Origin of the sequence: uncultured Alsobacter sp., assembly GCF_945952055.1 — a bacterium.
In the GTDB taxonomy this organism is placed as follows: Bacteria; Pseudomonadota; Alphaproteobacteria; order Rhizobiales; family Beijerinckiaceae; genus Alsobacter.
In genome coordinates this window covers 82,986-97,243 of the sequence record NZ_CAMFHB010000002.1, presented here as the reverse complement: position 1 = coordinate 97,243, position 14,258 = coordinate 82,986, and the positions used below count along the sequence as shown (strand labels likewise).

General features: G+C 69.1%; 12 protein-coding genes and 1 pseudogene. 9 read left to right on the top strand and 4 right to left on the bottom strand.

Annotation, left to right across the window (positions count from 1 at the left end):
- Positions 1–89 precede the first annotated feature (89 nt).
- The 6 genes from Q0Q47_RS01815 (at position 90) to Q0Q47_RS01790 (ending at position 6,162) form a co-directional block, all read left to right on the top strand.
- Positions 90–1,442, top strand: coding sequence for a sugar ABC transporter substrate-binding protein (locus tag Q0Q47_RS01815; protein ID WP_293853675.1), 1,353 nt, complete (start codon positions 90–92; stop codon positions 1,440–1,442).
- A 62-nt stretch (positions 1,443–1,504) separates the two neighbouring features.
- A complete protein-coding gene (locus Q0Q47_RS01810) occupies positions 1,505–2,383 on the top strand; it encodes a carbohydrate ABC transporter permease (RefSeq protein ID WP_293853673.1) in 879 nt (292 codons plus the stop codon).
- The gene (locus Q0Q47_RS01805; RefSeq protein WP_293853671.1) at positions 2,383–3,237 is read left to right on the top strand and encodes a carbohydrate ABC transporter permease; all 855 of its coding nucleotides are present in this window, start codon (positions 2,383–2,385) and stop codon (positions 3,235–3,237) included. The genes Q0Q47_RS01810 and Q0Q47_RS01805 overlap by 1 nt, the downstream gene beginning before the upstream one ends.
- 44 nt (positions 3,238–3,281) lie before the next feature.
- Positions 3,282–4,418 carry a Gfo/Idh/MocA family oxidoreductase gene (locus Q0Q47_RS01800; RefSeq protein WP_293853669.1) on the top strand — a complete coding sequence of 379 codons (1,137 nt, stop codon included), beginning with the start codon at positions 3,282–3,284 and terminating at the stop codon, positions 4,416–4,418.
- Positions 4,415–5,413 (top strand): Gfo/Idh/MocA family oxidoreductase, encoded by a 999-nt coding sequence (locus Q0Q47_RS01795; protein ID WP_293853668.1) that lies wholly within the window; start codon positions 4,415–4,417, stop codon positions 5,411–5,413. The genes Q0Q47_RS01800 and Q0Q47_RS01795 overlap by 4 nt, the downstream gene beginning before the upstream one ends.
- 8 nt (positions 5,414–5,421) lie before the next feature.
- Positions 5,422–6,162, top strand: coding sequence for an SDR family oxidoreductase (locus Q0Q47_RS01790; protein ID WP_293853666.1), 741 nt, complete (start codon positions 5,422–5,424; stop codon positions 6,160–6,162).
- A gap of 293 nt (positions 6,163–6,455) precedes the next feature.
- Here the strand turns inward: Q0Q47_RS01790 and Q0Q47_RS01785 are convergent, their stop codons facing one another.
- The 4 genes from Q0Q47_RS01785 to Q0Q47_RS01770 form a co-directional block, all read right to left on the bottom strand.
- Positions 6,456–7,166 carry a GntR family transcriptional regulator gene (locus Q0Q47_RS01785; protein WP_293853664.1) on the bottom strand — a complete coding sequence of 237 codons (711 nt, stop codon included), beginning with the start codon at positions 7,164–7,166 and terminating at the stop codon, positions 6,456–6,458.
- Positions 7,167–7,200: 34 nt separating this feature from the next.
- A complete protein-coding gene (locus Q0Q47_RS01780; protein WP_293853663.1) occupies positions 7,201–8,103 on the bottom strand; it encodes an ABC transporter permease in 903 nt (300 codons plus the stop codon).
- Complete coding sequence (locus Q0Q47_RS01775) at positions 8,100–9,083, bottom strand: ABC transporter permease (RefSeq protein WP_293853661.1); 984 nt, start codon at positions 9,081–9,083, stop codon at positions 8,100–8,102. Before Q0Q47_RS01775 ends, Q0Q47_RS01780 begins: the two co-directional genes overlap by 4 nt.
- Before the next feature lie 230 nt (positions 9,084–9,313).
- Positions 9,314–10,909: an ABC transporter substrate-binding protein gene (locus Q0Q47_RS01770; RefSeq protein WP_293853660.1), complete on the bottom strand. Its 1,596-nt coding sequence runs from the start codon at positions 10,907–10,909 to the stop codon at positions 9,314–9,316.
- Between the two features lie 171 nt (positions 10,910–11,080).
- Between Q0Q47_RS01770 and Q0Q47_RS01765 the strand changes: the two genes are divergently transcribed.
- The 3 genes and pseudogenes from Q0Q47_RS01765 to Q0Q47_RS01755 all read left to right on the top strand — a co-directional run.
- Positions 11,081–12,019: an ABC transporter ATP-binding protein gene (locus Q0Q47_RS01765; RefSeq protein ID WP_293854069.1), complete on the top strand. Its 939-nt coding sequence runs from the start codon at positions 11,081–11,083 to the stop codon at positions 12,017–12,019.
- The gene (locus Q0Q47_RS01760) at positions 12,016–13,008 is read left to right on the top strand and encodes an ABC transporter ATP-binding protein (RefSeq protein WP_293853658.1); all 993 of its coding nucleotides are present in this window, start codon (positions 12,016–12,018) and stop codon (positions 13,006–13,008) included. The genes Q0Q47_RS01765 and Q0Q47_RS01760 overlap by 4 nt, the downstream gene beginning before the upstream one ends.
- Positions 13,005–14,177, top strand: a pseudogene (locus Q0Q47_RS01755) (NAD(P)/FAD-dependent oxidoreductase); the annotation flags it as partial. The gene Q0Q47_RS01760 and the pseudogene Q0Q47_RS01755, both read left to right, overlap by 4 nt.
- Between the last annotated feature and the right edge of the window lie 81 nt (positions 14,178–14,258).

The following is a 14,258-nucleotide window of genomic DNA, read 5'->3' as shown; positions in this document are numbered from 1 at the left end:
CATCGGCCTGCGGCGCCCGCGCCGGGCGCTGCGGTCACCGCATCGAGAAGGACCGCCGCACTTCGGCGGGATACAACAGGGAGGAAGCCATGAGTGGACGCGTGACACGACGAGAGCTTCTGGCCGCCGGTGGCGGTCTGGCGCTGGCAGGACTTTCCCGGCCGAGCCTGGCGCAGGCAGCGCCCTTCGACTGGAAGAAGCACGCAGGCACGACGCTGCGGGTCATCACGCTAAAATTCCCCTTGGCTGAAATCCAGCAGAAGAGGATCGCCGACTTCCAGCAACTGACCGGCATCAAGGTCGATTGGGAGGCCCTGCCGGAAGACCTCATGCGTCAGAAGATCAAGGTCGAGCACCTGGGCGGCGCGACCGATCTGGATGTGTACATGAGTTACTACGGCCAGGAGGGCCAGCAGTTCCTGGCGTCGGGCTGGTACACCGACACGGTTCCGCTCATCAAGAATCCGCAGCTGACCAACCCGGACTTCCAGTGGGACGACTTCATTCCCGCCGTGCGCGACGGGGCCACGGTGAACGGCCAGGTCCCGATCATCCCGGATCGAGCGCAGGCGCTGCCCATCCTGTACTTCCGGCGTGATCTCTTCGATCAGTTCAAGCTGGCGAAGCCGAAAACGTGGGACGACGTCCGCAACGCGGCCAAGGTCATTCACGAGGGAACCAACAAGCAGGTCTTCGGCATCGTTCTGCGCGGAAAGGGAGCGGCGGCGACCTCCATGCTCGGGCCGGTGCTCTACGACTTCGGCGGGCGCTGGGCGGATCGTTCCTCGGGCGACATCGCGTTCAACACGCCCGAAGCCGTCGCCGCCTTCGACTGGTGGGGGTCGATGCTGCGGCTCTATGGCCCGCCCGGGTCGGTCAACAATCACTGGGCCGAAGTCACCAGCATCTTCAGCCAGGGCCGCGCGGCGATGGTCTACGACGACATCACCTTCGCCACCCTGTTCTCCGACCCCGCGAAATCGACGGTCGCGGGCAAGGTGGGCTACGCAGCCGCCCCGACGGGTCCGAAATCGGAGGCCTGGCGCAGCGAGCCGCCGATCGCTCCCAACTCCACGGGTCTCGCCATCTCCGGCTTCAGCAAGAAGAAGGAGGCGGCCTGGCTGCTCGTCCAATACCTCAGCGACCGGACCAGTTCGCAGCGCTACATGTTGCAGGGCGGCCTGGGGGCGCGGCAGTCGGCCTGGACCGATCCCGAGGTGGCCAAGGCGCTCGACCCCGAGTTCCTGGAGACCGGGAGGCTTTCGACGCAGATCAACGCCCCGGGCGCGGCGCCACACTCCATCGCCAACGTCTCGAAGGCGCGTGACTTCATCGGCGAGGCGGTGGTCGCTTCAATCCTCGGCCAGGACGTCAAGGCGGCTCTGAAGACGGCTGCCGACCGCTGCTCCGAACTTCTGAAGGAAGAGCGGGCCAAGAAATGATGCGCTCGGGCGCACCAGCCATCGGCTCCAGGCCAGCAGCCACGCCCGCCCGAAAGGCGGGCGTGACCCGGTGGCTGGAGGCGATCGACCGCCACGTTCCGGTGGTCTTCCCCCTGCCGGCGATCCTGCTGGTCGGATCGCTGGCCCTTTACCCCATCGCCTACACCCTCGTGATCAGCACCAGGAACTACGACCTGGGGCTCTCCAACTACAGCGTCGCGGGACTGGCGAACTACGCCAAGGTGCTGTCGAGTTCGCAGTTCTGGAGCGCGTTCCTGCGCACGTTTCTGTTCACGGGGTTGTCGGTCGTCGTGTCCACGACACTGGGCATGGTCATGGCCGTGATCCTGAACCGCGACTTCCGAGGCGCGCGCTGGGCTCGCACGGCGTTTCTCCTGCCGATGGTGGCGACGCCCGTGGCGACCTCGCTCGTCTGGATGATGATGTTCAACCCGACACTGGGAGTCCTGAATTACCTGCTCCAGCTTGTCGGACTGCCGCCGAGCCTCTGGGTGGCCGACCCGCAGCTCGTGATCGCCAGCATCGTCCTTGTGGACGTCTGGCATTCGTCCCCCTTCGCGATGATCGTACTCCTGGCAGGTCTGCGGTCGCTGCCACGCGAGCCAATCGAGTCCGCGATGATCGACGGGGCGACCCGCCTGCAGATCTTCCGCCTGATCACGCTGCCGATGCTGAAGCCCGTCCTCGTCGTCGTGCTGATCTTCCGCACGATCGATGCACTCAAGGCTTTCGACATCATCTGGGTCATCACCGCGGGCGGGCCGGGCACGAGTTCCGAGACGCTCTACGTCTACGCATATAACCAGGCTTTCAAGTATCTCGACCTCGGCTATGGCTCGGCCGTGATCGTCATCTTCGCCGCCATCGTCGCCGGCGTGACCGCGGCGTGGGTCAAGGCGCGTGAACGGGAGTGGACCTGATGGCCGAGATGCCGAACGCACCCGTGTACTATGGATCACGGGCAGGCCGCGTCGCGGATGCGGCCCTCTTCTACGGGTGCCTGGCGGCCTTGCTGCTGTTCTTCCTGTTTCCGCTCGCGTGGATGGTCCTGACCTCGCTGAAGACCAACGTTCAGGCCATGGCCTACCCGCCGCTCTGGGTTTTCGCGCCGACGATCAAGAACTACATCGACGTCTTCGCCAACAATCCCTTCTTCCAGTACATGGTCAACAGCACGATCGTGGCGGTGTCGGCCGTCGGCGTCAGCCTGCTGCTGGGCCTTCCTGCCGCCTACAGCATGGCGCGCTACCGCCAGACCAAGCTCGGACTGACGATCCTGGTCGTTAAGATCCTGCCGGGGATCGTCTATCTCGTGCCGCTGTTCGTCATCTACCGGCAGCTCGGCCTCATCAACACGCTGTGGGGCGTGGCGCTCGCCCACATCATCGTGGTGCTCCCCCTGGTGATCTGGATCATGGTCGGCTTCTTCGAGGATATCCCCCGCGAACTCGAGGAAGCGGCGCTGATCGACGGGTGCACCCGCGCCGGCATCTTCCTCCGCATCGTGCTTCCCCTGAGCAAGCCCGGCATCGTCGCCGCGACGATCCTGGGCTTCATCGCGTCGTGGAACAACTTCATCTTCGCCCTGATCCTGGGCGGCAAGAACACCGTGACGCTGCCGATGGCCGTCTACAGCTTCGTGTCCTTCGAGGACGTGAACTGGGGCGGACTGACCGCCGCGGCCACCGTGATCACCCTGCCGATCCTCGCGCTCTCGCTCGTGGTGCAGAAGCACCTCGCCGGGGGCCTGACCATCGGCGCGGTCAAGGGATAGCCGCCAGCGAAACCTTCCACTCACACCGTCAACGGAGACGACCCTTGTCTGAGAAACTGCGCGTCGGCGTCATCGGCTGCGGCTCGATGGCCCAGCACCACATCGCGGGCTACCTGAACTGCGGGCGCTTCGAGGTTTCTGCCCTCGCCGACCTGGACGAAAGCGCCATGGAGGCCATGGACGCGCGCAACGGCATCAAGTCCACCCATTACACCGATGCCCGCAGGATGCTCGACACGGAGCGCCTCGACGTCGTGTCGGTGTGCACGTGGCATGCGGACCATGCGCCGTGGACCGTCGCGGCTGCCGCGCGCCGGCCCAAGGCGATCCTGTGCGAGAAGCCGATGGCCGACACCCTGGGCCATGCCGACGCCATGCTGGTGGCCTGCCAGCGCAACGGGGTGAAGCTCGTCATCGGCCATCAGCGGCGCTTCCTGCCCGCCTATACGATGGCCCGCGACCTCATCGCGCGCGGAGCCATCGGGCAGGTGAACCTCATGCAGTGCTTCGCGGGTCAGGGATTGCCCAACTACTCGTCGCACCAGACCGACATGTTCCGCTATCTCCTAGGAGACGTGGACTGCCGCTGGGTGATGGGCAATGTCGAGCGCAAGTCCGATCGCCTCGAGCGCACGACGCGCATCGAGGACTCCGCCATCGCGGTCTTCGAGTTCGAGGGCGGAGCCCGAGCCCTGATCCTCTCCGACGTCGGCGCGCCGCTGTACCAGGGCGCCAACATCATCGGCTCGCAGGGGATGATCAACCTCACGACCGAGGAGGTGCTGCTGCTCAACGCGGACACCGGCGGACGCTGGCAATCCACCCGCCCTGACGGGAAGTTCTTCAAGGTCGAGGCGGAAGGCGAGCGCTTCGAGTGGCTGGAAGGGGGAGCCGCCCAGGCCGACGAACTCGCAGACTGGGTGACGGGAGCGGCGCAAACCCATCGCGGGCGCGCCGAGAACGGCTACAAGGCCCTGGAGATGATCCACGGCATCTACGAGTCGGCGCGCTGCCACGAGCGCGTGATCATGCCGATGCAGACGCGCATCAACCCGCTCGATCTGATGGTGGAATCCGGGCATCTCGCGCCGCAGCGGCCGGGGGCCTACGACATCCGCGCCTTTCTGTTGCGGGGCGAGAAGCTGTGGGGCCACGAGCAGCCCGCGGAGACCAAGCCGTGAGCAGGCAGCGCGCGGCGCAGTTCGGGACCGGCCATGGGCATGCCGACGGCAAGCTCATCTCGCTGCGATCCAACCCAGACGTCGAGTTCGTGGGGCTCTACGAGCCCGATCTGGAGAGGCGCCGGTTGCTCGAGGGAACCCTCGGAGCGTATGCGGGCGTGCGCTGGCTGGAGAGCGCGAGCGAGGTTATGGAGGACCGGTCCATCACGCTCGTCGCCTCCGAGGCGCGCAACGACCAGAGCCTGGCCCAGACTGCCGCCCTCGTAAGGGCGGGCAAGCACGTCTGGTATGACAAGCCCGCCGGCGATGACTGGCCGCTCTGGCAGGAGGTCGCGGCGCAGGTACGCAACCGCGGCACGTTGCTCCAGATGGGCTACATGTTCCGCTACCACGAGGGCTTTCGGCGCATCCAGGACTGGGTCTCGGCCGGGGTCCTGGGCGACGTGTTCTCGGTGCGCGCGCACATGTCCACGTCACTCGATCTCGCGGCCCGCGCCGTCATTGCGCGCCACCGCGGCGGCATCTTCTACGATCTCGCCGGCCACATGCTGGACCAGGTCGTCACGATCCTCGGCCGCCCCGACAAGGTGACGAGCTTCTTCGGCCGGCACGGAGCCCCGGTGGAGGGGTTCGACGACAACACGCTGGGCGTCCTGGAATTTCCAAAGGCGCTGGCTATCATCGACATCTCGGCCATGGAGGCGCCTCCCATGGCGCGGCGTTTCGAGGTGTATGGCAGCCGCGGTTCGGCGATCCTGGAGCCCTTCGAGCCCTCCGGTCCGATCCGCCTGTGCCTGTCTCAGGCCGCCGCCGGCTTCGACGCCGGCGTCAACGTCGTGCCGGTTCCGCAGCAGAGCCGGCAGGACCTCTACGATTGCGAATTGCGCGACATCGTCGAGGTTCTGTCCGGGCGTAAACCGGCCGAGCGGAGCCTCGACCACGACACCCTGGTGCAGGAGACGCTCCTGCGCTTCACGCAAGGCATCCCGTCATGAGCACACCGATGACTGGCACCCGCGTCCTCGTGATCACCGGCGGGAGCCGCGGCATTGGCGCGGCGACCGCACGCCTGGCGGCCTCGGAGGGTTGGCAGGTCGTGTTGACCTATCGGGCCCGCGCGGACGAGGCCGAGGGCGTGGTGCAGGCGATCACGCGGGGCGGCGGCAAGGCGCTTGCTGTCCAGGCGGAGGCCTGCAGCGAGGCCGACATCGCCCGTGTGTTCGATCGAGCGGAGGCGGCCTACGGTCCGGTCACGGGGCTGGTCAACAACGCCGGCATCGACGGCGGGCCCAGGCCGCTCGCCGACATGACGATCGAGGAATTGCGGCAGGTCCTGGACACCAACGTGCTCGGACCCATGCTGTTCAGCCGCGAGGCCGTCCGGCGCATGAGGACAGACCGCGGCGGGCCGGGCGGAGCCATCGTCAACCTCGGCTCGGTGGCGGCCCGGTTGGGAGCACCGGGCGAGAGGGTCCACTACGCCGCATCCAAAGGCGCCATCGCGAGCTTTACGACGGGCCTCGCCAAGGAGGTCGCCGGGCTGGGGATACGCGTCAACTGCGTGACGCCCGGCCTCACGGTGACCGAGATGAACCCGCCGGACCGCATTGCCCGGATCACCCCGACCATCCCCATCGGTCGCCCGGCCGAGCCGCAGGAACTCGCCGAGGTCATCCTCTTCACCCTGTCACCCCGCGCGTCCTACATGGTCGGCGCGGAGATCTTGGTGTCGGGTGGGCGGTAGACGGCCCAGTTGGACGCGCTCTGCGGGTTCTTCTTGTTGTCGGTCCTACCATGCCCCTTATCCTGCGAGCTTGTGAATCAATCCCCGGTAGGGCGTTGGATCTGACTTCTGCATCGCGCGACCACCTCTCCGCCGTCCTGCCCGGGCTTGGCCCGGGCATCCACGACTTTGCTGGGGCCATCCTGAAGTCGTGGGTGGCCGGGCCAAGCCCGGCCATGACGCGGAGAGGGAGGTGCTAGATGGACGGCCGAAAGATCCACAAGCTCTGAGCAACTCGCGGAGCGGTCGCACTCTCACCCCTCGCACAGTCTCCGCAGCAGATCCCGCGTGGCCTTGATGTCGGCGCCGATTCCCTTGCTCACGGCTTTGGCATCGCCGCGGCGCAGCGCGTCCAGGATGTCGTAGTGGTGGGTCGTGTAGCTGTCGCGCTCCAGGGGCCGGGCCTTGGGTTCGACGTGGCGGGTCAGCAGGCGCAGGAACGGGCCGAACTGCAACCACAGCGTCTCGATCACGCGCATCAGGACCGGTGAGTTGGCCGCCCGGTAGATGGTGAAGTGGAATTCCTGGTTGCGGGTCGTCATGCCGCCGAGATCGTGCTCGCGGGCGGCCTCGAAGTAGTCGGCCATGATGCTCTCGAGCCGGCGGATCATCGCCGGGCTGGCATTGGCCGCGGCCTTCGCCCCGGCCGCGCCCTCGTTGATGATTCGGGCCTCGCACAGGTCGTCGAGGCGGCCGCGCGAGGCGGCGGGCACGTGGGCGGAGCCGGTGGAGGCCACCTCCAGCGCGCCCTCGGCGGCCAGGCGGCGCAGCGCCTCGCGCACGGGCATGTGGCTGGTGCCGCACATCTCGGCGATGGAGGCGATGGTGAGCTGCTGGCCGGGGTCGAGGCGGCCGTTCATCAGCGCCTCGCTGAGGCGTTGGTAGACGCCGTCCTGCACCGTCGAGCGCGAGGCGACCGGCTCGATCGAGAGACCGGGGAGGGCCGTGGCGGCGCTTTTCAGCATGGCGCGGATCCTGAGGAGGGCAGGCCTGGACGGGTCATGAACGCAGTTTCGGGTCGAGCCAGTCGCGCACCCGGTCGCCGACCAGGTTCACGCACACCAGCAGGACGACGAGGGTGAGGCCCGGGAAAAGCACCACCCACCATTCGCCGGAGAAGAGATAGCCGTAGCCCGTCTTGATCAAGGTGCCCAGCGAGGGTTGCGTCGGCGGCACGCCGAAACCGAGGAACGAGAGGGTGGCCTCCGACATGATGGCGAAGGCGATGTCGAGCGTGGCCAGCACGAAGATCGGGTTCAGCACGTTGGGCAGGATCTGCGACGCCATGGTCACGATTCGCCCGTGTCCGGCGAGGCGCGCGGCCGCCACGTAGTCCTTCTGCTTCTCCACGAGCACCGCGCCGCGCACGAGCCTGGCGAAATGCGGCCAGTGCGAGATGCCGAGCGCCACGATGACGATGGGCAAGGCGAGCGACGCGCGCAGCTCGTTGGGCAGCAGGGCCCTGGTCACGCCGCCGATAAGCAGGGCGAGCAGCATCGCCGGGAAGGTGAACTGGATGTCGGCGACGCGCATCACGATGGTGTCGAGCCAGCCCCCGAGATAGCCGCTCACGAGCCCGGCGATGGTCCCGAGGCAGGCCGAGATGGTCACGGCCAGGAGCCCCACCATCAGCGAGACGCGCAGGCCGTAGAGGATGAGCGCCAGCACGTCGGCGCCCTGGCTGTCGGTGCCCAGCCAGAAGCGCGGGTCGCCGTCCTTCAGGAAAGCCGGCGGCAGGTGGCTGTCGAGCAGGTCGAGGCTGGCGAGATCGTAGGGGTTGTTGCGCGCCAGCCAGGGCGCGAGCAGCGCCGCGGCGACGAGGAGGGCGAGCAGCAACGCCGCGACGGCGGCCGTCGGCGAGGCGGCGAGCTGCCGGAGCAGGGGAAAGCGACGACCCGTCATCCGCGCCCCGCCAGCGTCTTGATGCGCAGCCGCGGGTCGGCCGCGGCGTAGAGCAGGTCGACGATAAGGTTGATGGTGACGAAGAAGAGCCCGGCCACCAGCAGGAAGGCGCTGATCAGCGGCAGGTCGGTCTGCGCGAGCGCCTGCAGGAACAGGAGGCCCATGCCGGGCCACTGGAACACCTGCTCGACCACGATGGCGAAGGCCACGAGATAGCCGAGCTGGATGCCGCTCACCGTGATGATCGGGATCAGCGTGTTGCGCAGCGCGTGCGAGAAGTTGACGGCCCGGTCGGAGAGGCCGCGTGCGCGGGCGAACTTGATGTAGTCGGTCTGCAGCACGCCCAGCATCTCCGCGCGGGAGAGCCGCGCCACCAAGGCGATCTGTCCGATGGCGAGGCTCAGCGCCGGCATGACCAGCGACTTCAGGCCCGAGGCGGTGAGATAGCCCGTCGTCCAGAAGCCGATCTTCACCGTCTCGCCGCGCCCGAAGGACGGCAGCCACCCGAGCCAGAGCGAAAACACGACGATGAGCAGGATGCCGACGAGGAAGGAGGGCAGGGACACGCCGATGACCGAGAACGACATCAGCGCGCCCATGATCCTGCTGCGGCGATGGGCGGCGGCGAGCACGCCAAGCGGCACGCCGACGGCGAGCGACAGCGCCAGCGCCGCCAGCGCGAGCTCCATGGTCGCGGGAATGCGCTCGGCGAGCAGATCGACGATGGGGCGCTGGAAGCCGTAGGAGGAGCCGAGGTCACCGTGCAGGAAGCGCCCGACATAGTAGCCGTAGCGAACCAGCACCGGCTCGTCGAGGTGGAGCCGCAGCCGCAGCGCGGCCCGGTCCGCCGGCGCCGCCTCCAGGCCCAGGATGCTCGCCACGGGATCGCCGATCACGTCGCCGAGCACGAAGGCCAGCACGCTGATGACGAACATCACCAGCGCGGCGTGAAGAATGCGGTTCAGCAGGAACGCGATCATGGGGTGAGGTCGCCTGCTCCACGATTGCCGTGAGTGTCTCCGGCACCTCGCCGGCCCGAGGTTCGCGCCACTCTTTCAGCCGTCCTGCCCGGGCTCGGCCCGGGCATCCACGACTTTGCCGGGGCCATGCTCAAGTCGTGGGTGGCCGGGCCAAGCCCGGCCATGACGGTGGAGAGATGGTGCAAGCTGGAAGGCACGGCAGTCGTCACCATCCAGCCAGCCGCCCACCATCACGGGTTGACGACGACGTCCTTCAGCATCACCGCGCTGTCGGCCCGCGGCGGCATGATGACGTTGGACTTCATGCCCCAGGAGAGCACGGGCTGGTGCAGGTACACGGCATGCACCTTGTCGCGGCCGATGCTGAGCCCCTTGCGGTAGAGCTCGGTGCGCTTGGCCGGGTCGAAGGTCTGGGTCAGCTCCTTCGCCACCGCGTCGAACTCGGGGTTCGTCCACATCGCCCAGTTCGTCGAGCCCCAGCCGGGCTCCTTGCCGCGGGTCGCCATGACCGCGATGAAGGTGTCCTGCGTGTCGCCCGAATTGCCGGCGGCGCCGATGAGGTGGAAGCTCGAGTTCGGGCCGTTCACCAGCATGCGGGCGAACTCCGGCCACGGGCTGCCCTTCACGCGCACGTCGACGCCGACGCGCGCCAGCATGCTGGCGACGGCGCGGCAGATCTCGTCGGTGTTGATGTAGCGCTCGAGCGGGCAGTTCAGCTGGATGCCGAAGCCGTCCGGATAGCCTGCTTCCTTCAGGAGCTGCTTGGACTTCTCGATGTCGGTCGGCCAGCGCACGTCGAGGTCGGCCTGGTAGCCGCCGAAGCCCGCCGCCGTGGCGGTGCCGACCACCTTGGCGTTGCCCCGCATGACGCGGTCGACGATGAGCTTGGCGTCGATGGCGTGGGCGAAGGCCTGGCGCACGCGCACGTCCTTCAGCGGGTTGGCCTTCAGAGGCTGGCCGGCCTTGTCGAAGACGTCGAGGGCGACGTCGCGCGTGCCGTCCATCTCCAGCTCCATGAAGAGCTGCTGCGGGGCCTGCACCACGGTGTAGCCCTGCGTGCCCTTCACGCGCTCGATGTCCTGCAGCGGCAGGTCGGCGATGAGGTCAAGCTCCTTGGACAGCAAGGCCGAGACGCGCGTCGGCGCCGATCCGATCGGGGTGTAGGTCGCGCTGTCGACGTTGCCCTTGAACGGCGCCCAATAGGCTGCGTTCTTCTCGAACACGGTCTTCTGGCCGGGCTCCTGCAGCACCAGCTTCATCGGACCCGTGCCGTTGGCGTGGCGCAGCGTGTAGGCCTCGGTGCCCTGGGCGCCGAGGTCCGGCACCTTTTCCACGCCGTTCTTGGCCGCCCAGGCCTGCGACATGATGAAGAGGCGCACCATCTTGCGCGGCAGGATCGGGTCCGGCGCGGCCGAGATCACGTCGACCGTGGTCGCGTCGACGACCTTGGCCTCCTTGATGCCGCCATAGAGGGCCTTGTAGAGGGGCGCCTCCTTCTGCCGCATGATCGAGAAGGCGACGTCCTCGGCCTTCAGGGCCGAGCCGTCGTGGAAGGTCACGCCCTGGCGGATCTTGAAGCGCCAGGTCGTCGGGTCCTGCGACGTCCACTCGGTCGCGATGCCCGGCTCCAGCGCCATGTCGTTGGCGAGCCCGACCAGGCTGTCGTAGCTCTGCCGGACGAGGGCCGCGGTCACGAAGTCGTTCGTGGCATGCGGGTCCATGGTCAGCGGCGGCGTGGTGCCGCCGTATTTCAGGGTCGCGGCCATCGCCGGGGTCGTCCCCAGCAGCACGGCGGCCAACACGGCATGACGAAGCTTCGCGTTCATGGCAGTCCCCCTTCCCGTTGTCATTGACAGGAGGATGGCGCACATCGATCATTTGATCAAGAGAACCCGACTCCGGACCGGACCGTGACAGCCACCGCCGCCAGGCTCGAGAGCGACGACCCAGCCCACGAGGCCGCGCCCCTGCTGGAGGCGCGTGGACTCACGGTCTCCCTGACCCGCGAGGGCCGGGGCGTCGACCTCGTGCGCGGCGTCTCCTTCACCGTCATGCCGGGCGAGATCCTCGGGCTGGTCGGCGAGTCGGGGGCCGGCAAGTCGATGATGGGGACGGCGGTGACCGGGCTCCTCGACAGGCCGCTCGCCATCACCGCCGGCGAGATCCTCTACCGCGGCCGGCGCATCGACAACCTGCCCCCGTCGGAACTGCGGGCCCTGCGCGGGCGCCACATCGCCACGATCTTCCAGGATCCGCTGACGGCGCTGAACCCGGTGTTCAGCGTCGAGCGCCAGCTCGTCGAGACCATCGAGGCCCACACGCCCCTGCGCGGCCCGGCGGCGCGGGACGAGGCCGTCGCGCTGCTCGCCCGCGTCGGCATCCCGGCGCCCGAGAAGCGGCTGGCGAGCTACCCCCACGAGTTCTCCGGCGGCATGCGCCAGCGCGTCGTCATCGCGCTCGCCCTCGCCGGGCGGCCGGAGCTCATCATCGCCGACGAGCCGACCACCGCCCTCGACGTGTCGGTGCAGGGCCAGATCATCGAACTCCTGCGCGATCTCTGCGCCGAGCGCGGCATGGCCGTGATCCTCGTCACGCACGACATGGGCGTCATCGCCACGCTCGCCCACCGCGTGGCCGTGGCCTATGCCGGGCGGATCGTCGAGATCGGTCCCGTCGCCGAGGTGGTGCGCCACCCGCGCCACCCCTACACGCGCGGCCTCATGGCGGCCATCCCCGCCATCGGCACGCGGCTGAAGCGCCTCACCCAGATCCCCGGCGCCATGCCACGGCCGGACGCCGTGCCGCCGGGCTGCGCCTTCGCGCCGCGCTGCCCGCTGGCCGAGCCGCGCTGCTCCCAGGGGCTGCCGCCGGACTGGGTCGAGGGCAACCACCGCGCGGCGTGCTGGCGCGCCGGCGAGGGGAGCGACACGCGATGACCGCAGCGGCGGACCTCCTCACCGTCACCGACCTGCGCAAGACCTTCGACGTCTCGCCGCCCTGGGTGACGCGGGTGGCGACGGGGCAGGGCCGGCAGGTGCTGCGCGCCGTCGACGGGGTGAGCTTCGCGATCCCGCAGGGCGGCACGCTCAGCGTCGTGGGCGAGTCCGGTTGCGGCAAGACGACGGTGGCGCGCTGCGTCGCCGGCCTGACGCCGCCGAGCGGCGGCGAGATCCGCTTCCGCGGCGCGGTGGTCGACGCCGGCCAGGGGGGCGTGCCCTCCTGGCGCAAGGACATCCAGATGATCTTCCAGGATCCCTACGGGAGCCTCAACCCGCGCTGGCGGGTCGGGCGCATCGTGGGCGATCCCATCGTCGGCCTCGGGCTCGGCCATTCGCGGGCCGAGGTGAAGGAGCGCGTCGCCGCGCTGCTCTCCGACGTCGGGCTGTCGCCCGCCGACGCCGACAAGTTTCCGCACGAGTTCTCCGGCGGCCAGCGCCAGCGCATCGCCGTGGCCCGCGCGCTCGCCAGCGCGCCGTCGCTCGTGGTGTGCGACGAGCCGACCTCCGCCCTCGACGTCTCGGTGCAGGCCCAGATCCTCAACCTCATGCGCGACCTGCAGGATGAGCATGGGCTGACCTACCTCTTCATCAGCCACAATCTCGCGGTGGTCGACTTCGTCTCCGACCGCGTCGCCGTGATGTATCTCGGCCGCATCGTCGAGATCGCCGACCGGGACGCCATCTTCGACCGGCCGGCGCATCCCTACACGCGCATCCTGATCCGCTCGGCGCCCGATCTCGTCGAGATCGGCGCGCGGCGCGCCCCCATGCAGGGCGAGGTGCCGAACCCCATCGCGCCGCCGTCGGGCTGCACCTTCCATCCACGCTGCCCGCTGGCGACCGAGCGCTGCCGCACGGAAGCCCCGGCCTTGCGCCCCTTCGAGGCCGGGCAGGTCGCCTGCCACCGGCCGGGAGAAGCCCTGTGAATGCCCATGCCAATGCCACCGCCCCGTCCCGGACGGTGGAGACGACGCCCCGCACGCCCTGGCAGCTCGCGCCGGGAGAGCGGCCGCGCACCGCCGAGCTCGTGGGCGACCTGTCGGTCGACGTGGCCGTGGTCGGGGCGGGCTTCGTCGGGCTCACCGCGGCGCGTCATCTCGCGGCGGCCGGGCTGAGCGTCGCCGTCCTGGAGGCGACACGGATCGGCGAGGGGGCCAGCGGCCTCAACGCCGGCTTCGTGGTGCCGAACTTCGCCAAGGCCGATCCGGCGGCGGTGCTCGCCCGCCTCGGCGAAGAGGCGGGACATCGGCTCCTGCTCGCCGTGGGATCGTCCGCCGACGCCGTGTTCGACCTGGTGCGCGACCACGCCATCGATTGCGACGCGGAGCAGACCGGTTGGATCCATGTCGCCCACGACGATGCGGCCGCGCGGATGCTGCGCCTGCGGGCCGACGCGTGGCAGGCCCTCGGTCGGCCGGTGACCTTCCTCGACGAGGGAGAAGCCCGCCAGCGCACCGCCGCCCGCCTGTGCCGGGGCGCCCTGTTCGATCCCTCCGGCGGCATGCTGAACCCGCTGGCTCTGCTGCACGGCCTGGGACGGCTGGCCGTCGCGGCCGGTGCGACCCTCCTCGAAAACGCGAAGGTGAGCGATGCGCGGCGCGACGGTGGCGCCTGGCGGCTCTCCGCCGGCGGGCGTTCGGTGAGGGCGCGGACCGTGCTCCTGTGCACGAACGCCTTTCGGGGCGGGCTGGCCGGCCGGCTCGGGACCCGGCTCGTGCCGCTGCCGGTCTACCAGATCGCCACGGCCCCGCTGCCCGCGGCTGAGGCCGCCCGCATCGCGCCGCACCGCAATCCGCTCGCCGACACGCGCGCCAACCTGTTCACCTGCCGCCTGGACCGGGACAACCGGCTGATCAGCGGCGGCATGGCGATCCTCCCCGTCCACGCCGAAGGCCGCATGGCCCACGCCATCGCGGCGCGCCTGCAGCAGGAGCTGGGCATGCGCCACTGCCCCGACGTCCAGTTTTCCTGGCGGGGCACGGCCGCCATCAGCACGGATTTCCTGCCGCACATCCTGCGCATGAGCGACGGCCTGTTCGGCGCCATGGGCTGCAACGGCCGCGGCATCGCGGTCACGGCGGTGGTCGGCCGGGCCCTGGCCGACCTCGTTCTCGGCGCCGCGGAGCACGCCGTCCCGGTTCCGGTCGGCGGCGCCGGGGTCCCCCTCGGGCCTTTC

Bases quoted from the DNA above. Each gene is read 5' to 3' on its own strand.
- Q0Q47_RS01815 (WP_293853675.1), top strand. From the start codon at position 90: ATGAGTGGACGCGTGACACGACGAGAGCTTCTGGCCGCCGGTGGCGGT.
- Q0Q47_RS01805 (WP_293853671.1), top strand. From the start codon at position 2,383: ATGGCCGAGATGCCGAACGCACCCGTGTACTATGGATCACGGGCAGGC.
- Q0Q47_RS01790 (WP_293853666.1), top strand. From the start codon at position 5,422: ATGACTGGCACCCGCGTCCTCGTGATCACCGGCGGGAGCCGCGGCATT.
- Q0Q47_RS01785 (WP_293853664.1), bottom strand. From the start codon at position 7,166: ATGCTGAAAAGCGCCGCCACGGCCCTCCCCGGTCTCTCGATCGAGCCG.
- Q0Q47_RS01780 (WP_293853663.1), bottom strand. From the start codon at position 8,103: ATGACGGGTCGTCGCTTTCCCCTGCTCCGGCAGCTCGCCGCCTCGCCG.
- Q0Q47_RS01775 (WP_293853661.1), bottom strand. From the start codon at position 9,083: ATGATCGCGTTCCTGCTGAACCGCATTCTTCACGCCGCGCTGGTGATG.
- Q0Q47_RS01770 (WP_293853660.1), bottom strand. From the start codon at position 10,909: ATGAACGCGAAGCTTCGTCATGCCGTGTTGGCCGCCGTGCTGCTGGGG.
- Q0Q47_RS01760 (WP_293853658.1), top strand. From the start codon at position 12,016: ATGACCGCAGCGGCGGACCTCCTCACCGTCACCGACCTGCGCAAGACC.